Source organism: Pseudomonas sp. Pse35 (assembly GCF_024519715.1).
In the GTDB taxonomy this organism is placed as follows: Bacteria; Pseudomonadota; Gammaproteobacteria; order Pseudomonadales; family Pseudomonadaceae; genus Aquipseudomonas; species Aquipseudomonas paracarnis.
The window spans coordinates 61,050-81,248 of record NZ_JALJRP010000025.1 but is presented as its reverse complement, the minus strand read 5'-3'; the positions used below and the strand labels follow the sequence as shown (position 1 = coordinate 81,248).

Here is a 20,199-nt window from a genome sequence, read left to right as displayed (position 1 = left end):
TGATGCAAGACCGCCCCGGCCCGGACATCGTTGCGGCCAACCGCCTGATGATCCAGGGCGACCGCCATTACGACTACGACGCCTTCGGCAACCTCATCCGCGAGCGGCGCGGCAAAAGCCAGCAACTCGTTACTGAGTACCGCTACGACTGCCAGCATCGATTAATCAGCATCACAAAGCCCAACGGCCAAACCGCCAGCTATCGCTATGACCCATTTGGACGCCGCATCAGCAAAACCGTGGACGACAAAACCACCGAGTTTTTCTGGCAAGGCGACAAGCTGATTGCCGAACACCATGCAGAGCGCCATCGCAGCTACCTCTACGAACCCGACAGCTTCCGCCCATTGGCGCTGTTGGAAGGTTTCGGTCCACAAGCCACCACGCCCTACCACTACCAACTCGACCACCTCGGCACCCCGCAGGAACTGACCAACCCCGAAGGCGAAATCATCTGGTCCGCCCACTACCGCGCCTACGGCCAGATCGCCCGGCTCGACGTAAGCAACATCGACAACCCGCTGCGCTTTCAGGGTCAGTATTTCGATCAGGAAAGCGGTCTGCACTACAACCGCCATCGCTACTACAATCCAGATATTGGTCGTTACCTGACGCCAGATCCGGTGAAGTTGGCGGGGGGGATCAATGGGTACCGGTATGTGCCAAACCCTACAGGGTGGGTGGATCCATTAGGATTAAGTACCTGCCCAGGGGACCAATGCAAGCCTAACGCTCCTCCTATTCTTCCGAAGCCTAGTGTAAATGAAGGCGCGCCCGCTTTACCTCAACTGGGGCGTACTCAGCGACAGGCGAGAATAGATGAACTGGCAGAGGCAAATGCAAAACGAAAAGTGCTGGGTTGGGAGCAGGAATATGATATGCATTCGGTTGAAAAGCATAGCCCAGAGATACCAGATAACGCTTTAAGGCAACGATCTATTGATGGAACAAATCCGACCACTGGGGAGAGAGAAGCTATCAATTCCAGCTCTCAATTTAAAACCTGGGTGATGCAGCTTAACGCTATAAATAAAGCCATGGGCAGGATGCAGGGCGATTCACCACTTCCTACAGGTTTTGATAGAAGGGGTAACCCTGTGGTTATAGTCGAGCTACCCGGAGCCGGACGAGGCTACAAGCCTAACCACCGAAACTTAAACGACCCTAAGTACATTGAAAATATGGACAGAGCAGAGATCAGATTTGATAGAAACAATCCGACTCGGCCATTTACCGCATTCCCAAAGTGAGCAGACAATGCTGAAGTGCCCATTCATGAACACCCCTTACACCCCTAATATCTCTCATATATTGGGAGCCTTATCGATATACGACCTTGAGGATACAGTTGGAAAAGAACTATGGAAGTACGACCCTAACAATGAGAAAGACAGAGAAAAAATCATAATTTCTTTTGTTCTGAAGGACCTTATGTATTTGTCATACAGACATCGCTTCGTATTAATGGCTGCACTTAGAGATGTGCTAGACAAACCCGACTTCGACTTTTCGAAAGAATTTGAAAGCGATTATGATGAGTACATAACAATGGCTTGGGACGAAACAGAAATAGACGACCCCCGAGGTTTCTTTGCGGACATTTATCGACTGGCCAACGAGGTCTGGAAAGACGACCTTCAAAAAGCCAGTCTCGAAGACCCTTCCACATGGTGACTTCCGCATTGAACGCAGTACTCGATGTCGGAGGGGCTGCCCCAATGCGAGTTACTCAAGCAAACACAACGCTCAAATCAACAAAGATCAAATGTGGGAGCTGGCTTGCCTGCGAAAGCGGTAGTGCAGTAACACATGCAGCGACTGACACGCCGCCTTCGCGGGCAAGCCCGCTCCCACAGGGGATCTGCGTTTGCCGGACGGGCATTCCTCCCCCATTCAAACCCGATTCGTTCTGCAATCCAGTGTTCTGATCAGCGCTTGGAAAGCTCCATGATCATCCGACTCAACAAATAAACCCGCGGCACCACACTCTCCACCTCGGCATATTCCTCCGCCGTGTGAATATTGCCCCCCACTATCCCAAACCCATCCAGCGTCGGCGTGCCTACACCGGCGGACAAGCTGGCATCCGCCGCGCCGCCGCTGCCTTCGATAGTCAACTTGCGTCCCAGTTCGCCATAAATCCCTTGGGCTATCGCTACCAACTTATCCGACTCGGCGGTCTGCGGCATCGGTGGCAGGCCCCGCTGCAGGCTGGTGTTCACTTCGGTTTCCGGGATCAATTTGTTGGCTGAAACCCGGGCCAGGTCTTTCTCGATCCGGTCGAACTCTTCCGGCAAGGCCGCACGCACGTCGGCCTTGGCGGTGGCTTGGTCAGGGATAACGTTGGTGCGGTCACCGGCCTTGAGCACGGTGAAGTTGATGGTGGTTTTCTTGTCTTCATCGCCGAGTTTGCCCAGTTGCAGGATCTGGTGCGCGGCTTCCATGGCGGCGTTGCGTCCCAGTTCCGGGGCGACGCCGGCGTGGGCGGCCTTGCCTTTGACTTCGACCACCGCGGTGGCGCTGCCTTTGCGCCACACCACCAGGCCGTCGGCGGGGCGGCCGGGTTCCAGGTTCAGGGTCACGTCGTGGCCTTTGGCAGTGTTGCGGATCAGTTCGGAGGCGGCGTCGGAGCCGGTTTCTTCGCTGGCGTCGAGCAGGAAGGTGATCTGCGCGTAATCCTTGAAGCCCTGGCTTTTGAGGACCTTGAGCGCATAGATGCCCGCAACGATGCCGCCCTTGTCATCCATCACGCCGGGGCCGTAGGCGCGGCCGTCCTTGATGTGGAAGGGGCGCTCGGCAGCCGAGCCTTCCTTGAATACGGTGTCCATATGGGCCATCAGCAGGATCTTGGCCTCGCCGGTGCCTTTGAGGGTGGCGACCACATGGCTATTGTTGGCGGCTTTATCCGGCACCAATTCGATGGTGAAACCCAACTGTTTCAACTCATCCACGGCGATATCGCGCACTTGGGTCAGGCCCGGCTCGTAGCCTGAACCCGAGTCGATATTCACCAGGCGCTCCAGCAGGTTCAAGGCTTCGGCCTTGTATTGTTCGGCCTGTTGCTGGATCTGTTTATGAGGCTCGGCGCTGTAGGCCGGCAGGCTGAAAGACAAGGCCAGGGTAGCGGCCAACAGGGTACGCGGGAAGGTGAAGAGCATGGACCGATCCTTGTTTTTTGTTGGAGGGTGCCCCGCCACCCTACCCCACTAAACTGACCGCAACCAACTGCCCTGTACCGAACTGACCCGGTTGCGCCCGCTGCTCTTGGCTTCGTACAGCGCCTGGTCGGCATCGTTGAGCCAACTGATGGAGTCGGCGTGGCTAGGCTGGTACGGCGCCAGGCCGATACTCAGGCTCACTCGCAGTGTCGGGTCCTGGGCGTAGGCCAAGGCGTTGAAGCGACCGCGCAAGGCCTCCATCACCTCGGTGGCACGGTTGAGGGGCATGTCTGGCAGGATCACGCAGAACTCATCACCGCCATAGCGCCCGGCCAGGTCGTTGGTGCGCAGGTTCTGGCGCAGCACCTTGCTCAGTTGGCGCAGGACGATATCGCCAGTCACATGGCCGTAGGTATCGTTGATGGTCTTGAAGTGGTCGATGTCGATCAACGCGATGGCGGCACCGCCCGGGCCACGGCGGCAGCGTTGAAACTCGAGGTCCAGATGGTCCTTCCAGGCGCCGTGGTTGAGCAGGCCCGACAGGCTGTCGGTGCGGCTCAAGGCCAGCAGTTCACGTTTGTGGCGGGCCAAGGTGACGGCCTGGCGGTAGCAGATCCAGCCCAGGGCCAGGGGATACAGCATCAGGATCGGCAGGCAGGCATACAGCTGGGCCTGGGTGGTCACGGCGATAAATCCTGGTGTGAACAGCAGCAACGCGGTGCCCAGCCCCAGTGCCTGCGCCACCCAACCCGCGAACAGGAAACGAGGCCCGCCGATGGCGACGTTGTTCATGCTCATCATCGACAGGGTGGTGACGCTGGGCAGCGGGTTGAAGTGCATCGCGCCAACCCAGAACCCACCGCAAAAGGAATCGAACAGCAGGCTGCGGCGTTCGCTGCGCAAGGTATTGGCCGAGCGCAAAGAACATTGAAAAGCCAGGTGCGGCCACGCAAAGGCATTGATCAGCATCCAGGCCCACACCCACAGGGACGGATTCAACGGATACATGCCGAACGCCACGCACACAAAGCCGAGCGTCAGCCCCAGCACGCGAGATTTGTACAAGCGCAAAGCGAGCGGAAGTCCTTTTCCTCCGACGGCTGGCATGGTGGGGGCGATCCTGGGTGAATGCCTGGAGTCTATCAGGGCGACGTCAAATCGCCACTACCGCTTATTGGCTAATACTTCAGTGCGAAAACCCACGCGCCAGCATCAAGGCGACGCCCAGCAGCAACACGGCCGTGATTCGCTGCAACAACACCCGCCGCTTGGGGTTTTCCAGCACGTGTTTGATGCGCTGGCCGAAATAGCAATACAGGCAGCCGCTGGCAAATTGCAGCAGCAGGAAGGTCAGGCCAAGGATGGCGATGTCCGCCGCCGAACTGTGTTCACCGGCGCCGGCAAACTGCGGGAACACGGCGCTGAACATGATGATGGTCTTGGGGTTGGAAAACCCGGTCAACAGCCCTTTGCCAAACAGGCTGCGCGCCCCCTCGACCTTGTCGGCGTTGTTGATCGACACGCCGCTGCTGGTCCACTGCTTGTAGGCCAGGTAAAGAATGTAGGCCACCCCGACAAACTGGATGGTCTGGGTAATGGCGAGGTTGCCCTTGATCAATTCCGAGAAGCCGACGGCAAAGATCAGGATCGAAATCAGGTACGACACAGTGGCGCCGACCTGCGCCGGGATCGAACTGCGCAGGCCGTCCTTCAAGCCCAGGCTCAACAACAGCAACGTCATCGGGCCCGGACTGAAGGTCATGGTGGCGCAAAACAACAGAAAGTAGAGAAATGAAGACAGGGTTAACGCACTTGTCATGGCCAGCACCTTGAATAAAAAGAAACAGCAGCAACAGGGCGAACGCGGCCAGCGCTCGCCCCCGGCCGATCAGGCGACAGCGATTTCGGTGGTCAGGGAGTCGCGGTACATCACCGCCAGGTCAGCCAGGGCAGCCTTGGCGGTCTGGTTGCGGGTTTCAAACGCGACCAGCCCCTTCCAGTTGGTCTCGACAATGGCCTGCAGCACATCGGCGTAATCGCAGTTGCCGTCATGGATGCCGAAGTGCTGGTCTTGCACGCCGTTGTTGTTGCTGAAGGAAATGCCCTTGATCAAGTGGTGGTATTTGCGCACCACTTCTGCCGGCAGGCCGTTCTCGATGTTGGCGTGGCCGGCATCGAGGAAGAAATACACATTGCTATGGGCTTGCAGGCGCTCGAACACAAAGGCGTATTCGGCTTCATGGGTAAAGATGTAGTGGAACGGCCGATAGTTGACGTAGTTGGACAGGTTCTCCAGGTAGATATCCGTGCCCTTGGCCTCGGCATAGCGCGCCAGTTCCTGCACCGACTTGAGATAATGCTCCAGGGCAACCTTCTTGGCCATCAGCACCATTTTCGGCTCGACGATGCAACCACCGTGAATGATCAACGGCGCGCCCAGGCGGCTGGCGATATCGATTTCTTTTTTGACGTACTCCACGGCCGCACTACGGAAGGCTTCGACATCACTGCCCAACGGCGCCTTGAAGTTGCCATGGAAAACCGGCTTGACCCCCGTGGCCGCGATTTGCGCCTGCAGGCTCTCGATACGCGCCTCGGTCCAGTCATCGACCATTTCGCCGAACAGGCTGCCGTCGATGTACCAGTGGGTGCAGTCACCTTCGATGGCGGTTTGCAGGCCCTTTTCGGCGCCCAGGTATTTCTGGTGGGCCACACCGGTGCAGAACGGGACGGTGGCGTTGATCAGTTTGCTGTTCATGGGACGATTCCTTTCGTTGATGGAGTGTCAGGCGAATTGACGTTCAGGAAGATTGATGGCCATGAAATCGGCCTTGGTCACGCCGCAATCCGGGCATGTCCAATCTTCAGGCACCTCTTCCCAAGGGGTGCCTGCGGGAATTCCGTCCTCCGGAATACCCAGTTCTTCTACGTACATAAAACCGCAGGGTGCGCACATATAAGTCTTCATGGAAATGCAAAATCCATTGCTCAGGTGTAGGAAATATCGCCATCTCCAGGCGAGATGCCGCGCAGTCTAGGGGAGTGGCATTGCGCAAGGCAGGTAAAGTGGTGCCTAATCCGGCCTAACTTCACCGGTAAAAGCACCGGCAAACACAAGGACGCGTCATGTTTGTATCCGCCATCGCTTTCGTAGAAGGCACGCCCAAGGTCCAGCAGATCGTCGAGGCGTTCAGCCTGGCCATCGAAAATGGCGAATGGGCACCGGGCAGCAAACTGCCATCCGTGCGTGAACTGACCCAGGTCCTCGGCGTCAGCAAGTTCACTCTCAATGAGGCACTGGACCGCCTGCGCGGTCGCCACCTGCTCACCTCGAGCCAGGGCCGCGGCTACTTCGTGGCGATGGACAGCACCCGCCCTGCCTCGGCGACCTGGGTGGACCTATTGCCCCAAGACCTGCTCAGCGTATTGCGCCGGCCCTTGGCCACCGCCAGTGGCGAACTGCGCCCCGGTGGCGGGCACTTGCCGGAGGATTGGCTCAATGGCGAAGCGATCCGCCAGGCCATGCGCAGCGTAGTGCGTGCGCCGTCACTGCGTATCGCCGGGCTGGGCACGCCGGCGGGGCTGTTGCCGTTGCGCCAGGCGCTGCAACAGAAACTGCACGGCGAAGGCTTATCGGTACCGGTGGAACAGATCATCACCACACCCAATACCGTGCAGGGCCTGGACATGCTCATGCGCCTGCTCGCACGCCCCGGCGACACGGTGCTGCTCGACGCGCCGTGCTACTTCAACTTCCACGCCAACCTGGCGCTGCACGGCGTCAAAGTCATCACCATTGCACGCCGCCCCGACGGCTTTGACTTCAGCGCCCTCGAACAGCTGCTGGCCGAACACCGCCCCAGCCTGTATCTGACCACCAGCGTGTTGCACAACCCCACCGGCCACTCCTTCAGCCCCAGCCAAGCGTTTCGCCTGTTGCAACTGACCCAGCAGTACCACTGCCACATCGTCGAGGACGACCTCTACGGCGACCTGCACCCCAACCCTCCACCACGCCTGGCCGCCGTCGCCGGGCTGGACCAGGTCACCTACCTGTCGGGGTTCTCGAAGATCCTGAGTGCCAACACCCGCGTCAGCTATGTGGTGGCCGCTCCGCAACTGGCCGCCAACCTGACCAACATGAAATTGATGAGCGGCGGCGTCACCTCGGAACTGTTCGAACAGATCGTCTACCGCATGCTCAGCGAAGGCAGTTACGCCAAGCACCGCAAACGCATGGTGCAGCGCCTGATGGAAGCCGGTGGGCGCGTCGAACAATGGCTCAAGCGCTGCGGGTGCGAACTGCCCATGGCGTATGAAGGCGGGATGTTCATCTGGGCACGCCTGCCGCCTGGCGTGAACGGCGAACTCCTGGCCCAGGAAGCCCTGAAACGCAGCATGGTACTGGCACCTGGCGCGCTCTTCGGCTACGACCCGGCCCACCGCGACTCAATGCGCTTCAATGTGGCCCACAGCGACGAACCACGGGTACAGCGGGTGTTTGAGGCGCTATTGCTGCACGGTGTTGCACAGAGCAATCCCCGCGCAAAAAAGTGATACACGACCCTGGTGCAGCGCGCCTGCTTACCTGACCGGCATCAAGGCAGGTCAGGACCTCGGTGCGTCAGGTACATAGGCGTCGCCCTGGGCAACCAGGAACTTCTTGCGATACGCCGCCGGCAGCATCCCCACCCGTTGCTGGAACAGACGCCGAAACGAGTTGCTGTCCTCATAGCCCACGGCATACGTGATGCTGGCGAGGGTCATGCGTGTTGACTCCAGCATCTGCTTGGCTCGTTCCAGGCGCAGGGTTTGCAGGTAGCCAATCGGCGTACAACCAGTGGCATCCTTGAAACGCCGCTTGAAATTACGCACGCCAAAACCAAAGCGCCGGGCCACCTCATCGATCACCATTGACTGCGCAAAGTGCTGCTCCAACCAATGCTGCACACGCAGGATCTGCGCATCACCGTGGCTTTTGGGCAGCGACCACATCGCGTAGGCCGACTGCTCGGTGCGGCCGGCATCGATCAGCAAGTACTTGCCGCAGGTATGAGCCAGCTCCGGCGAGCCGAAACGGCGGATCAGGTGCAGCATCAAGTCCATCGCCGCCGTAGCGCCCCCGCACGTGATCAGGCGATTGTCTTCGCAAAGGATCTGCCCCTCATCCAGGCTGACCTGGGCATATCGACGCCGGAAGAACCCGGCAAATGCCCAGTGAGTCGTCGCACGCAAGCCGTGCAATAAGCCGGTCTCGGCCAGCATGAAGGCCGCCGTGCACATGGAAGCCAACACGGCGCCCTGCCCATGCTGCTCACGCAACCAGGGGCCGTAGGCAGCAAACGTCGGCATAGCCTCCTTGAGGGTAAAGAGAAACCCGGGAATCAGCACCAGGTCCGTGTGCGCGATCTGCGCCATTGAACCCTGCACCTGCAGGCGCTGCCCGCCCCATGCTGTCACCGGCTGGCCGTCCATAGACGCGAGCATCACCTCAAACGGCGGGCTTTCAGCGAACAGATTGGCCGCACTGAGCATTTCCATAGCCAGGGTGGCACTGGCAGCGGAACATTGATCCGCCAGGAGCAAGGTGACATGCATGTAAAAACTCCGGCTTGCACTTTTCGCATGTAATAAGTCATTTACGCATCTACCTTAGCCGATCCCACCCCCGTACAGTGCGGCCATTGATCAACTGCCTGGCGTTTTTATGAATCTCTGGTTTCGATTACTGCACATGCTGTTGCGCCGCCCCTGGCGCAAACCGGTTCACGGCCTGGCTACCTCGGTGGTGCGCATGCGTGTCTGGCCGCTGGACCTGGACCTGAACCGGCATGTCACCAATGGCCGGTATTTCACCCTGGCCGATGTGGCTCGCATGGATTTTGTGCTGCGCACCGGCGCCTTTCGCGTGGCGCTGCGCCATAAGGCGATGCCGATAGTCGGCGATACCTGGGGCAAGTTCCGTCGGGAATTGAAGCTGTTCGAGGTATTCGAGGTGCATACCCGCATTCTCGGCTGGGACCACAAGTGGAACCTGATGGAGCACCGCTTCGTCAGCAATGGGCGGGTGGTCGGCGTGGTGGTGATGCGTGGGCTGTTTCGATCCGCCAAAGGCACCCTGCCCCCGGCCGAATTCATCCGCGAGTTGGGCTTGGACGACACCTCACCGCCGATGCCGCAATGGTTGAGCGACTGGGCACGCAGTTGCGATGAGATGAGTGCGCAATTGCGTGAGGAAGAGCAGGTTTAAAAAAACCTGCTAAGCCTCGCGTTTGAGTTTCAGATGCCGCGCATACCATGGCCGCTGCGGCACACGTTTGAACAGCCCCTTGAGCAGCTCTTCATCGGCACCGAAGGTAATGCGCAGGGCCAGCTTCATGATCTCCGGGTCCATTTCCATCGAGCGCCCCTGTTGCAGCCCCGGCGTGGTGCTGCAGCCGTGGGTGTCCGGGCCCAGCCACGGGTCACCTATTTCCACCCAGCGACCTGGCGCAAACCAGGCTACGCCGTTGACTTCCAGTCGGCTCACCTCGCCTGGGTTGAAGCGCTCGTGGGCACGAAACCAGTCTTCGATGCGGTCATCGATCCAGCCGTGGAAATGCCAGAACACCGGGTTCACATGGGATGAAAACGGGTCGCCCAGAAAGTCGTTCTCCGGCGCATACCAACGTGCGGCAAAGTCTGCGGGGTCACGGGCGAAGGGGACCGGGGCGCCGTTGGACGGGTCGCGGGGCACCGAGGCCCAGCGCATATGCAGCCAATCGTGCAGGCCCAGCTCCATTTCCGAGCCCAGTTGGCCCAGGGTCAACTTGGCCAGGTAGCGCGGGTCGCGGTATTGGGATTCCCACACCTGGAAGTTGCTGTGGTAGGTCTCGGCCGCCTTGATATCGCTGACCCACTGGGTGTAGTCGGCGTCATCTGGCGCTGACCAACAGGGCGGCAGTGCGAAACCGTCGTGGTTGTCGAAGTAGCGCACAAAGCCCGGGCGATCCCGCTCCAACGGCGGTTGCGGCTCGGGGAATTGCGGCCAGGAGGGCAAGTCCTGCATGGAACGTGCGGTGCCGAGCATGTGGCGGTGCATGAAGAAGAAGTCGATGCCCGAACCATTGCGGTCCTTGCGCTTGCCGCGGGCGTCGCGTTCCTGACCACGGGGCCCCGGTTGCCAGCCGATGCCGCGCAGGGCCTCGCGTTTTTCTTCGGAGAGCTTGTGCCATTGGTCGCGGGTGGCGTGCCACAGTTGGTGAAACAGGCGGTGCTCGGGAGAAATCAGCCAGGCCAGCAAGGTCGGGTTGAGGCCGATGCGCTGGCGGGCTTCGGGGAACAGTTGTTTGTGGGCGATAAAACGGTTGTCGCGTTCGGTCAGCGCCAGGGGCCGCTCAAGGTCGAGGATGTGCCCGCTGAGGGTGGCGCTGCCGGCATTGCCGAAATCGGCCCAGACTTCATCCAGGGTCATCTTGAATTCATAGGCCGGCACGCCGCCGGCTGAATCGCGGTCGATCAAGCGCCAATAGAGCACGGCGCCCTCGCCCGTCAGCACATCACCCAAGACCCGGTAGCGCGGCTCGCCTTCAGCGCGCAACTGCTCGGCGGTGTCCAGGTAACCGCGCAGGCCACGCCCACGGGGGGCGATGTCGAGCAGCAACTCCAGGCCATGCAGCGGCAGGCCCGCAAGGCCCGCGTCGCGGCCTTCCAGGCGCAGGCTCCAGACGCCCCGCAGGGTGTTCGCCAGGTGCTGGCCCTGGGTGTCAGCGAGGTCGACCGTAGCTTCGCCGGGGGTGATAGGAAACTCTTCTTCCCGCGTCAACTCGCGATGGGCATAAAAGGCCGCGGGCACGGCTGCACCGGTCAGCGCCAGGCCTGCGATGAACCCACGTCGAGAGATTGTCATTGGCTACCTTAGGAAACAGCTTGATCAGAGCTAGAACGTTTGCAACCCGATGAAATTTACCGCCCTGCCCCCGCCACCTAAATTTCCCCCGTCATCGCTCGTTCTTCCCTGATAGCAAAGGCCTCAACTGACTGAGATGGCAATGACAAAATCACGTTCGAAAAAGGCGCTGTATATTGGCCTGCCGCTGGCCCTGGCTATCGGCGCCGGGGCTGGTTTCCTGGTCTGGGATCAGTGGTTCAAGGGCAACGCCGGCTACCCGCTGGAGGTGATCAAACAGGCCAATGAAATGCAGGACCGCCTGTTGTCGTTCGACAGCCACATCACCCTGCCCCTGGATTTCGGCACGGCGGGCAACGAGGCCGACAAGGATGGCAGCGGCCAGTTCGACCTGGCCAAGGCCGCCCGCGGCCGATTGTCGGGCGCCGCGCTGACGATCTTCGGCTGGCCGGAAATCTGGAACGGCGCCAACGCCCCGCACAAGCCCACCGATGGTTTTGTCGAAGAGGCCCGGCACGAGCAGGAAGTGCGCTACAAGATCATCTCCGGCATGGTGCGTGACTTTCCCAACCAGGTGGGCATTGCCTACACACCGGACGATATGCGCCGCCTGCACGGCGAAGGCAAGTTCGCGATTTTTATCAGCATGCTCAACGCCTACCCCCTGGGCAATGACCTGAACCAGCTGGACTTGTGGGCCGCACGCGGCATGCGCATGTTCGGGTTCAGCTACATCGGCAATAACGCCTGGTCCGACTCGTCGCGCCCGCTGCCGTTCTTCAATGACTCCACCGATGCCCTCGAGGGCCTGTCGCCTATCGGCCAGCAAGCGGTGCATCGCCTCAATGACCTGGGGGTGATCATCGACGTGTCGCAGATGTCGACCAAGGCCCTGGAGCAAGTCGCGCAGTTGAGCCGCACGCCGATGGTGGCGTCGCACTCGGCGCCACGGGCATCGGTGGACATCCCGCGCAACCTCAGTGACAAGGAGCTGCAACTGATCAAGAACAGCGGCGGCGTGGTGCAAGTGGTGGGTTTCCCCGCCTACCTGCGCCCCTTGAGCCAGCCGACCCAGGACAAGCTCAACGTCCTGCGCGCACGCTTCGACCTGCCGCCACTGCCCAACCTGGCCATGGCCCTGATGCCCGGCGATGCAATCATTGCCGCCTGGCCCGAGCAACGCTTCGGCCAATACGCCAGCGCGCTGTACGGCATTCTCGAGGAAGAACCCAAGGCCACCCTCAAGGACCTGGGCGACGCCATCGACTACACCGTGCGCAAGATCGGCATCGATCATGTCGGTATTGCCTCGGACTTCAACGACGGCGGCGGCCTCCAGGGCTGGGAGAACGTCGGCGAGGTGCGCAACGTCACTGCCGAACTGATCCAGCGCGGCTACTCCGAAGCCGATATCGCCAAGCTGTGGGGAGGCAACTTCCTGCGGGTGTGGGACCAGGTACAAAAAGCCGCCAAGCCATTGGCCAATCGCTAATTACCACGAAGTAAGTCCATGACCGACCGCCGTACATTTCTCAAGCAGGCCGGCGTCTTTGCCGCGAGCCTGCCGCTGGGCACCGCGTTGCTGCCTCAGGCAGTAGCCGCCGTTACGAACGACCCATGGACGGGATTGAAGCAACTGTTCAACCAGGACCCCAATTACCTGCACTTTTCCAACTTTCTGGTGGCCTCGCACCCCAGGCCCGTGCGCGAGGCCATCGAACGCTACCGCCAACAGATCGACCGCAACCCTGGCCTGGCCATGGACTGGGACCTGCAGGAAACCTGGAAGCGTGAGGGCCAGGTACGCGAGTGGGCCGGCCGCTACCTGAACGCCACGCCAGCGCAGATCGCCCTCACCGGCAGCACGTCCGAAGGGCTGGCGATGATCTATGGCGGGATCAAGGTGCGCGCCGACCAGGAAATCCTGACCACGGTGCATGAGCATTACGCCACCGCGTTCAGCCTGGACTTCCGGGTACGCAAGGAGCAAACCCAGGTTCGTAAGATACGCCTGTTCAAAAACCCCAATCAGGTCTCGGCCGATGAAGTGCTGGGCAACATCCAACGCAACATTCGCCCCAACACCCGCGTGCTGGGCATGACCTGGGTGCAGTCCGGCAGCGGCGTGAAACTGCCCATCGGTGAGATTGGCAAGCTGGTGGACGAACACAACCGCAACCGCGATGAGCCGGACCGCCTGCTTTATATCGTCGATGGTGTGCATGGCTTCGGCGTGGAAGACCTCGACTTCCCCGCTATGCACTGCGACTTCTTCATCGCCGGCACTCACAAATGGATGTTCGGCCCGCGCGGCACCGGCCTGGTATGCGCCCGCGAGACCGAAAACAAACACGTCACACCGATGATTGCGACCTTCTCCGAAGACAAAAACTTCGCCACGACCATGACGCCCGGCGGCTATCACGCCTTCGAACATCGCTGGGCCGCCGACGAAGCCTTCAAGTTGCACCTGCAACTGGGCAAGGCGCCGGTGCAGGCACGCATCCATGCCCTCAACACCGAACTCAAGGACCAACTGCTGGCCCACCCGCAGATCGAACTGGTGACACCGCGCAGCCCCGACCTGTCAGCCGGATTCACTTTCTTTCGGGTCAAGGATCAGAACAGCGATGCCGTCGCGGCCTACCTGATGAAAAACCGCGTGGTGGTGGACGCGGTGGACCGTGACGTTGGCCCGGTGATTCGCACCTCGCCGGGCCTGCTTAACAACTCCGATGAGATCCAGCGCTTCATGACCCTGCTGAGCCAGCGGTTATGACCCCTTTTCCCTTTGAACGAGACGCCTCCATGATGCCATCCCGACTCAAACCGCTCACCGCATTGGCACTCACCGCCCTGTGCGGCGCCCTGCTGCCCGGCCTGGCCCAGGCCGCTGCCCCACAACCGGGCAAGGTCTTCAAAGACTGCAAGGACTGCCCGGAAATGGTGGTGCTTCCCGCCGGCACCTTCACCATGGGTACGCCGGACGACGAAGTGGGCCGCGAGCCTGACGAAGGCCCGATGCACGAGGTGACCTTCGCCAAGCCGTTCGCCATGAGCCGCTTCCATGTCACCGCCGGCGAATGGGACAGCTACGTGCGCCAGACCGGGGTCAAGATCGCCAATGGCGACGACCGCCCCGGCCGCGAATGCATCGCCAGCAAGCCGCGCTATCCCCAGGGGCCACGCCAGCCGGCGGTGTGCATGGACATGGACGACATCAAGCAGTACGTGAGCTGGCTGTCGAAGAAGACCGGGCACACGTACCAGATGGTCAGCGAAGCCCAGCGTGAATACGCCGCCCGCGCCGGCACCACCGGCCCGTTCCCCTTCCCGTTCGACGAAGGCAAGGGCTACAGCATCGCCCAGCACGCCAACACCTACGGCCCGGCGGACGGCTACAGCTATTCGTCGCCCGTGGGCAGCTACCCACCGAATGCCTTTGGCATGTATGACATGCACGGCAATGTGTATGAGCGGGTGGCTGATTGCGAGCATCCGAACTACGTCGGCGCGCCAACTGATGGCAGTGCCTGGGTGGAGCCCAACTGCGAGGCCTACCAGATTCGCGGCAATGACTGGGGCGAGGCGCCGGTGTTTTCACGCTCGGGCAATCGCAACAACATCTACCCGCAGACGCGCGGGGACTGGATCGGCTTTCGGGTCGTGCGCGAGCTCTAATACCTTGTAGGAGCGAGGGTGGACGCCTAGTTCTTGCTCGCGAAAAACTCATAAACGCCGCGTGTATTCAGGAAGCACGCGTCATCGTTGACGTTTTTCGCGAGCAAGCTCGCTCCTACAGGGTTCGCGCCAGCAGGTTCAGCCTTGTCTGGCCAACCGCTCCAGGCCTTCATGCAGCGCCGGGAACAGGCTGTTGTTGAAGTTGTTCCAGCGCAACTCAAGGATAGTGTCTTCGGGCGAAATCTCGGTCTTGAGCACGTCGTGGAACACCTCTCCCGAGTCGATGCCGTTATCCACGTAATGGAATGACGCACCGGTCCAATACAACGGCTCGCACGCCTGAGTCGCTTTGGTTGCCCAGTCGGTAATCGCCTGCCCACGTGCGCCGTACAGCGCATTCCAGGTGGCGTACGCCCCACGGCGTTCGTAAGGCGACTCGAGGCGGGTGATGCCCGGATGAATGTTCATGATGCGCCGCGCAAACGTCGCACCCGGGCGCACCAGTTCGTCGAGGATCACCAGCAAACCATCCAGCACCACGATGTCAGCCTTCAACTCCACTAGGGTGTCATGCAGGCGACGCTCGAAATCCTGCTTGCCGGCGACATGTTCGGCGCTGCCTCGTGGCAGGCGACGATAGGTCGACGGCACGCTGAGCAGCAGGTCGTTGACCAACGTGCCCTGCACACGCAAGTCCGCTGGGTACAGCCACTGGCGACCCGGCTGGTAGGCGAAGCCGTAGTCCGCCACCAACTGCTGGTCCCGCGGGTTGTGCTCATCGTCGTCATACACCACGCCTACGAGGTTGTAAGCCTCGCCCAGCGACGTGTCGTTGAGCGAGCCCACCAGAAACTCCAGCACCGATTTCATATAGCGCTCGTGGTCTTTATAGGCCACCGGCTGCCCCGCCTTGTCGGCGGCGGCATTTCTCAGGGACCAGACATACACCAGGTTCTTTTTCGTCATGTGTTTCGCTCTCGCTCAAAGGGCCACGCACGGCATTGATACACGTGCGCCTACAGAACAAGAACGAACCAGGCCCCGGGCAATTTATCGCTCACTGCCACCGTCCGGCACGCCGCGCTAAATAGTCACGCCACAGCTTCGTTTGTCATGGGTAAGGGTCTGTGTGCCCAGCCCCCTCTTTTCACTTTCCGGGAAGTATTTATGACCGACCCCAAGCGCGGCGCCTTCAAAGGTTTGCTCGCATTGCTCAGGCCCTTTCGCACCATCGTGACGGTCTCCGTCGCCCTTGGCATGGCGGGCGGCCTGGCCATTACCTTGCTGTTGGCGACGATTAACAATGCCCTGCATTCGGCGGGGGGGATGACTCAGGGTGTGGTGTTGACCTTCGCCGCGTTGTGCGTGGTGGCGCTGGTCAGCTCGATCATTTCCGACATCGGCACCAACTACGTCGGGCAACGGATCATTGCCGCCCTGCGCAAGGACCTGGGTGAAAAGGTGCTGTCAGCGCCCATCGGGCAGATCGAGCAATATCGCTCTCACCGCCTGATCCCGGTGCTGACCCACGACGTGGACACCATCAGCGACTTTTCCTTTGCCTTCACGCCCCTGGCCATCGCCGCCACCGTTACCCTGGGATGCCTGGGTTACCTGGCTTACCTGTCCGTGCCGATGTTCCTGATGATGGTGGTCGCAATCATCATCGGCAGCGCCGTGCAATTCATCGCGGGCGGCAAAGGCATCCAGGGCTTCGATCTGGCCCGTAGCCACGAAGATGAATTGCAGCGTTACTACAATGCGATTGCTTCGGGAGCCAAGGAACTGCGCATGCACCGTCCGCGGCGGTTTCGCATGAACACCCACCGCATCCAGGAAACCGCAGACCGCATCAGCGATATCCAGGTGCGTTCAGTCAACATCTATATCCTGGCCAAGACCTTTGGCTCGATGCTGTTCTTCGTGGTCATCGGCCTGGCCCTGGCGATGCAGGCCTACAACCCCAACCCCGACCCCACGGTGATTACCGGCTTCGTGCTGGTACTGCTGTATATGAAAGGCCCGTTGGAGCACCTGCTGGGTTACTTGCCCGTGGTTGGCAAGGCGAAGATTGCCTTCGGGCGCATCAGCGAACTGTCGGAACGTTTTTCTTCGCCCGAGCCCCACTTGTTGATGGACGACAGTGAAGCGCCGAAGCCTGTGGTCAACAGCCTTGAACTGCGCGGCGTCAGCTACAGCCCGCCAGCGGTTGAAGGCAGCCAACCGTTCCACCTGGGGCCGATCAACCTGAGCATCAAGCAAGGCGATATCGTGTTTGTCGTGGGCGAGAATGGTAGCGGCAAGACCACCCTGATCAAGCTGCTGCTGGGCCTGTATCCACCTCAGGCGGGTGAGATCCTGCTCAACGGTACAGCGGTGACCGACCCAGAGCGCGACGATTATCGCCAGTTGTTCACCACGGTGTTTTCTGACTATTACTTGTTCGATGACCTGGTACAAGGCAGCGCCACCCAGTCCCTGGACAGCGCCACCAAATACCTTGAGCGCCTGGAAATTGCGCACAAGGTCAGCGTCAAGGACGGCGTGTTCAGCACCACTGACCTGTCCACCGGCCAACGCAAGCGCCTGGCCCTGGTCAATGCCTGGCTGGAAGAGCGCCCGGTACTGGTGTTCGACGAGTGGGCCGCCGACCAGGACCCGGCCTTCCGCCGCATCTTCTACACCGAGCTGCTGCCGGACCTCAAACGCCTGGGCAAGACCATCATCGTGATCAGCCACGATGATCGTTATTTCGACATCGCCGATCATCTGGTGCGCCTGCGTGCCGGTCAGGTGGTGCATGAGATGGAGCCTGCATGAAATACCGGAATAATTTTTTCCGGTTTTGCGAAGTAGGAACGTCTCACTAGTGGTAATGAGAACTAACCTCAATAAACACTTAGAATTGCCCACTTAAAACATAGAAGAGAAAGCATCCATGCCAGCACGACTCGGTCTCAGCCCCCTGAGCAAAGCGCTATCCATGCGCCGGGCCCTGAACATCAACCTCTTGCCCAGTGCCTTGGCGTTGGCTGTGTCGATGCCGATTGCAGGCTATGTGCAGGCCCAGGAGATCGAGTTGAATATTCCTGCGCAGTCGCTGGGGAGCGCACTGCAGGAATTTGGCCGCCAGACCAATGTGCAAGTGCTCTACAGCCCGGGCGATGTGCAGGGCAAGAACAGCCCCGCCGTCAAGGGCAAGATGCAGCCGCAGCAAGCCATAGCTGCATTGCTGGCCGGTAGCCAGACCACCTATAACCTCAATGGCAATACCTTGACCGTCACTGCTGCTGGCAGCGGTGGCGGGCTGGAGCTGAGCCCGACGCAAGTGACCGCCAACTACTTGGGCAACGTCACCGAAGGTTCTGGTTCCTACACGCCTGGCACGATTGCCACGGCTACACGTTTGACGTTGACCCCACGGCAAACTCCGCAGTCGATCACCGTGGTGACTCGCCAGCACATCGAGGATTTTGGCCTCAACAACATGGATGACGTGATGCGCCATACGCCGGGCATCACCGTTTCCGCCTACGACTCCGACCGCACCAACTACTATTCCCGTGGTTTTTCGGTCAATAGTTTCCAGTACGACGGTATTCCATCGACTGTGCGTAACGTCGGTTATTCGGCGGGCAACACCCTGAGCGACATGGCGATCTACGACCGTGTTGAAGTCCTCAAGGGCGCTACCGGCCTGCTCAACGGTGCCGGTTCCCTGGGTGCGACCATCAACTTGATCCGCAAGAAGCCAACCGCGCAATTCAAGGGCCATGTGCAATTGGGGGCGGGTTCCTGGGACAACTACCGCAGCGAAGTGGATGTCAGTGGCCCCTTGACCGACAGCGGCAATATCCGTGGCCGTGCGGTGGCTGCGTATCAGGACAAGAAGTCCTTTATGGACCACTACTCACGCAAGACCGAAACCTACTACGGCATCACCGAGTTCGACCTGTCTCCCGATACCATGCTGACGGTGGGCTTCGATTACCAGGACAACATTCCACAGGGTTCCAGTTGGTCCGGCTCCTTCCCGCTGGTCAACTCCAATGGCAGCATCAACAAAATGCCGCGCTCCTACAACAACGGCACCACCTGGAGCTCGTGGGAGCAAAACACGCGTACCGCCTTTGCCATGCTCGAGCATGACCTGGGCGACGGCTGGGTGACCAAATTCCAGCTCGACCACAAGATCAACGGCTACCACGCCGATCTGGGTTCGATCCAATTCGTCCAGCCGGCAGCCGATGGCACCGCTGAGATCAACGGGCAGAAATACACCGGCGAGACCAAGAGCACCTCGGCCGACCTCTACGCCACCGGCCCTTTCAGCCTGTTTGGCCGCGAGCATGAACTGGTGGTGGGCGGCTCGATCGGCACCTCACGCTGGCAAGGCAAGGGGTACTGGTCGCCGGAATGGCCTGGCGGTAACAAGGTCGATTTCTATAACTGGAACGGCCATATCGCCAAGCCTATCTACGGTCCTGCCCAACAGCACATCGACGACACTATCCGTCAAACCGGGTATTACCTGACCGCGCGTTTCAACGTGATTGACGACCTGAACGTGATCCTGGGTGGGCGCGTGGCCAACTATCACGTGACTGGCAACAACCCTTCCTACAAGGAAACCGGGCGGTTCATTCCTTACGCCGGTGTGATCTACGACCTCAATGACAACTTCTCGGTATACGCCAGCTACACCGATATCTTCCAACCTCAGGAAAGCACCTATAAGGACCGTAACGAGAAGCTGCTGGAGCCAGACGAAGGGCAGAACTACGAGTTGGGCCTGAAAGGCGAGTTTTTCGATGGCCGCCTCAACACCAGCATCGCTTACTTCGAAGTGCATGAGACTAATCGCCCCATCTCGGATGACGCCTACAACAACCAGACACCTGCCCCGAACAACTGGGCGTTCAAGAGCTCCAAGGCCGTCACCAAAGGCTACGAAGCGGAAATTTCCGGTGAGTTGAGCCCAGGCTGGCAACTTCAAGGTGGCTACACCCACAAGATCGTACGAGACGAAGACGACAAGAAACTCTCCACCTTCGAACCCGAGCATCAGGTCAACCTGAACACCACCTACAAACTCAAGGGCGACCTGGACAAGTTCACCATCGGTGGCGGTGTACGCTGGCAGACCAAAGGTTGGAACGAGATCTGGAACGGGCCACTTGAGAAAAACCAGGACATCACCCAGGAGTCCTACTGGTTGGTGGATTTGATGACCCGCTACCAGGTCACCAAGAACCTGTCGGCTACCGTCAACTTCAACAACATCTTCGACAAGTCTTACTACACCAACGTGGGCTTCTATAACTCGGCCGCCTACGGTGAGCCACGTAATGTGATGGTCAGCACGCGCTGGGACTTCTGATTCCACGCGTCGATCGATCAAACGCCCGGTGAGCACCCCATGCTCACCGGGCTTTTTTTTGGGCGTGCAGAGATACTGGCGAAGAGGGATTG

General features: G+C 60.0%; 17 protein-coding genes. 9 read left to right on the top strand and 8 right to left on the bottom strand.

Annotated elements, in window-relative coordinates; translation table 11 throughout:
• On the top strand, positions 1 to 1,250 hold a 1,250-nt coding region (locus tag OC445_RS19915), incomplete at its 5' end, for an RHS repeat domain-containing protein (RefSeq protein WP_262020298.1).
• Positions 1,251 to 1,275: 25 nt separating this feature from the next.
• Positions 1,276 to 1,674 (top strand): hypothetical protein, encoded by a 399-nt coding sequence (locus tag OC445_RS19910; RefSeq protein WP_371264142.1) that lies wholly within the window; start codon positions 1,276 to 1,278, stop codon positions 1,672 to 1,674.
• 254 nt (positions 1,675 to 1,928) lie between these two features.
• Here the strand turns inward: OC445_RS19910 and OC445_RS19905 are convergent, their stop codons facing one another.
• The 5 genes from OC445_RS19905 to OC445_RS19885 form a co-directional block, all read right to left on the bottom strand.
• The gene (locus OC445_RS19905) at positions 1,929 to 3,158 is read right to left on the bottom strand and encodes a M20/M25/M40 family metallo-hydrolase (protein WP_262020297.1); all 1,230 of its coding nucleotides are present in this window, start codon (positions 3,156 to 3,158) and stop codon (positions 1,929 to 1,931) included.
• A 48-nt stretch (positions 3,159 to 3,206) separates the two neighbouring features.
• Positions 3,207 to 4,265 (bottom strand): diguanylate cyclase, encoded by a 1,059-nt coding sequence (locus OC445_RS19900; protein WP_060764775.1) that lies wholly within the window; start codon positions 4,263 to 4,265, stop codon positions 3,207 to 3,209.
• A 79-nt stretch (positions 4,266 to 4,344) separates the two neighbouring features.
• Complete coding sequence (locus tag OC445_RS19895; protein WP_054918636.1) at positions 4,345 to 4,977, bottom strand: LysE family translocator; 633 nt, start codon at positions 4,975 to 4,977, stop codon at positions 4,345 to 4,347.
• A gap of 69 nt (positions 4,978 to 5,046) precedes the next feature.
• Complete coding sequence (locus OC445_RS19890) at positions 5,047 to 5,916, bottom strand: sugar phosphate isomerase/epimerase family protein (RefSeq protein ID WP_034127732.1); 870 nt, start codon at positions 5,914 to 5,916, stop codon at positions 5,047 to 5,049.
• 27 nt (positions 5,917 to 5,943) lie between these two features.
• The gene (locus tag OC445_RS19885) at positions 5,944 to 6,126 is read right to left on the bottom strand and encodes a rubredoxin (protein ID WP_014718115.1); all 183 of its coding nucleotides are present in this window, start codon (positions 6,124 to 6,126) and stop codon (positions 5,944 to 5,946) included.
• A 158-nt stretch (positions 6,127 to 6,284) separates the two neighbouring features.
• Between OC445_RS19885 and OC445_RS19880 the strand changes: the two genes are divergently transcribed.
• Positions 6,285 to 7,715, top strand: coding sequence for a PLP-dependent aminotransferase family protein (locus tag OC445_RS19880; RefSeq protein ID WP_057977139.1), 1,431 nt, complete (start codon positions 6,285 to 6,287; stop codon positions 7,713 to 7,715).
• A gap of 51 nt (positions 7,716 to 7,766) precedes the next feature.
• On the opposite strand, the gene OC445_RS19875 is transcribed toward OC445_RS19880, so the two are convergent.
• Entirely contained in the window at positions 7,767 to 8,756 is a 990-nt protein-coding gene (locus OC445_RS19875) for a GlxA family transcriptional regulator (protein ID WP_160049595.1), read from the bottom strand.
• 109 nt (positions 8,757 to 8,865) lie between these two features.
• Here OC445_RS19875 and OC445_RS19870 point away from each other — a divergent pair, with 109 nt between their 5' ends.
• A complete protein-coding gene (locus OC445_RS19870; RefSeq protein WP_057977136.1) occupies positions 8,866 to 9,408 on the top strand; it encodes a thioesterase family protein in 543 nt (180 codons plus the stop codon).
• A 9-nt stretch (positions 9,409 to 9,417) separates the two neighbouring features.
• On the opposite strand, the gene OC445_RS19865 is transcribed toward OC445_RS19870, so the two are convergent.
• A complete protein-coding gene (locus OC445_RS19865; RefSeq protein ID WP_054897061.1) occupies positions 9,418 to 11,046 on the bottom strand; it encodes a hypothetical protein in 1,629 nt (542 codons plus the stop codon).
• A 142-nt stretch (positions 11,047 to 11,188) separates the two neighbouring features.
• Here OC445_RS19865 and pvdM point away from each other — a divergent pair, with 142 nt between their 5' ends.
• The 3 genes from pvdM to OC445_RS19850 are packed head-to-tail and all read left to right on the top strand — an operon-like array spanning position 11,189 to position 14,727.
• Positions 11,189 to 12,538 carry a pyoverdine-tailoring dipeptidase-like protein PvdM gene (gene pvdM / locus OC445_RS19860; RefSeq protein ID WP_262020296.1) on the top strand — a complete coding sequence of 450 codons (1,350 nt, stop codon included), beginning with the start codon at positions 11,189 to 11,191 and terminating at the stop codon, positions 12,536 to 12,538.
• Positions 12,539 to 12,556: 18 nt separating this feature from the next.
• On the top strand, positions 12,557 to 13,825 hold the full coding sequence (locus OC445_RS19855; protein ID WP_262020295.1) for an aminotransferase class V-fold PLP-dependent enzyme: 1,269 nt from the start codon (positions 12,557 to 12,559) through the stop codon (positions 13,823 to 13,825).
• Between the two features lie 29 nt (positions 13,826 to 13,854).
• The gene (locus tag OC445_RS19850; protein WP_034127738.1) at positions 13,855 to 14,727 is read left to right on the top strand and encodes a formylglycine-generating enzyme family protein; all 873 of its coding nucleotides are present in this window, start codon (positions 13,855 to 13,857) and stop codon (positions 14,725 to 14,727) included.
• A 138-nt stretch (positions 14,728 to 14,865) separates the two neighbouring features.
• Here the strand turns inward: OC445_RS19850 and OC445_RS19845 are convergent, their stop codons facing one another.
• On the bottom strand, positions 14,866 to 15,693 hold the full coding sequence (locus OC445_RS19845) for a formyltransferase family protein (protein WP_262020294.1): 828 nt from the start codon (positions 15,691 to 15,693) through the stop codon (positions 14,866 to 14,868).
• A 201-nt stretch (positions 15,694 to 15,894) separates the two neighbouring features.
• Between OC445_RS19845 and OC445_RS19840 the strand changes: the two genes are divergently transcribed.
• Entirely contained in the window at positions 15,895 to 17,547 is a 1,653-nt protein-coding gene (locus tag OC445_RS19840; protein ID WP_034127740.1) for a cyclic peptide export ABC transporter, read from the top strand.
• 118 nt (positions 17,548 to 17,665) lie between these two features.
• Positions 17,666 to 20,107 carry a TonB-dependent siderophore receptor gene (locus OC445_RS19835; protein WP_181124227.1) on the top strand — a complete coding sequence of 814 codons (2,442 nt, stop codon included), beginning with the start codon at positions 17,666 to 17,668 and terminating at the stop codon, positions 20,105 to 20,107.
• Positions 20,108 to 20,199: the final 92 nt, after the last annotated feature.

Bases quoted from the DNA above. Each gene is read 5' to 3' on its own strand.
- OC445_RS19855 (WP_262020295.1), top strand. From the start codon at position 12,557: ATGACCGACCGCCGTACATTTCTCAAGCAGGCCGGCGTCTTTGCCGCG.
- OC445_RS19850 (WP_034127738.1), top strand. From the start codon at position 13,855: ATGATGCCATCCCGACTCAAACCGCTCACCGCATTGGCACTCACCGCC.
- OC445_RS19875 (WP_160049595.1), bottom strand. From the start codon at position 8,756: ATGCATGTCACCTTGCTCCTGGCGGATCAATGTTCCGCTGCCAGTGCC.
- OC445_RS19845 (WP_262020294.1), bottom strand. From the start codon at position 15,693: ATGACGAAAAAGAACCTGGTGTATGTCTGGTCCCTGAGAAATGCCGCC.
- OC445_RS19835 (WP_181124227.1), top strand. From the start codon at position 17,666: ATGCCAGCACGACTCGGTCTCAGCCCCCTGAGCAAAGCGCTATCCATG.
- OC445_RS19910 (WP_371264142.1), top strand. From the start codon at position 1,276: ATGAACACCCCTTACACCCCTAATATCTCTCATATATTGGGAGCCTTA.
- OC445_RS19840 (WP_034127740.1), top strand. From the start codon at position 15,895: ATGACCGACCCCAAGCGCGGCGCCTTCAAAGGTTTGCTCGCATTGCTC.
- OC445_RS19905 (WP_262020297.1), bottom strand. From the start codon at position 3,158: ATGCTCTTCACCTTCCCGCGTACCCTGTTGGCCGCTACCCTGGCCTTG.
- pvdM (WP_262020296.1), top strand. From the start codon at position 11,189: ATGACAAAATCACGTTCGAAAAAGGCGCTGTATATTGGCCTGCCGCTG.
- OC445_RS19870 (WP_057977136.1), top strand. From the start codon at position 8,866: ATGAATCTCTGGTTTCGATTACTGCACATGCTGTTGCGCCGCCCCTGG.
- OC445_RS19890 (WP_034127732.1), bottom strand. From the start codon at position 5,916: ATGAACAGCAAACTGATCAACGCCACCGTCCCGTTCTGCACCGGTGTG.
- OC445_RS19865 (WP_054897061.1), bottom strand. From the start codon at position 11,046: ATGACAATCTCTCGACGTGGGTTCATCGCAGGCCTGGCGCTGACCGGT.
- OC445_RS19895 (WP_054918636.1), bottom strand. From the start codon at position 4,977: ATGACAAGTGCGTTAACCCTGTCTTCATTTCTCTACTTTCTGTTGTTT.
- OC445_RS19880 (WP_057977139.1), top strand. From the start codon at position 6,285: ATGTTTGTATCCGCCATCGCTTTCGTAGAAGGCACGCCCAAGGTCCAG.
- OC445_RS19900 (WP_060764775.1), bottom strand. From the start codon at position 4,265: ATGCCAGCCGTCGGAGGAAAAGGACTTCCGCTCGCTTTGCGCTTGTAC.
- OC445_RS19885 (WP_014718115.1), bottom strand. From the start codon at position 6,126: ATGAAGACTTATATGTGCGCACCCTGCGGTTTTATGTACGTAGAAGAA.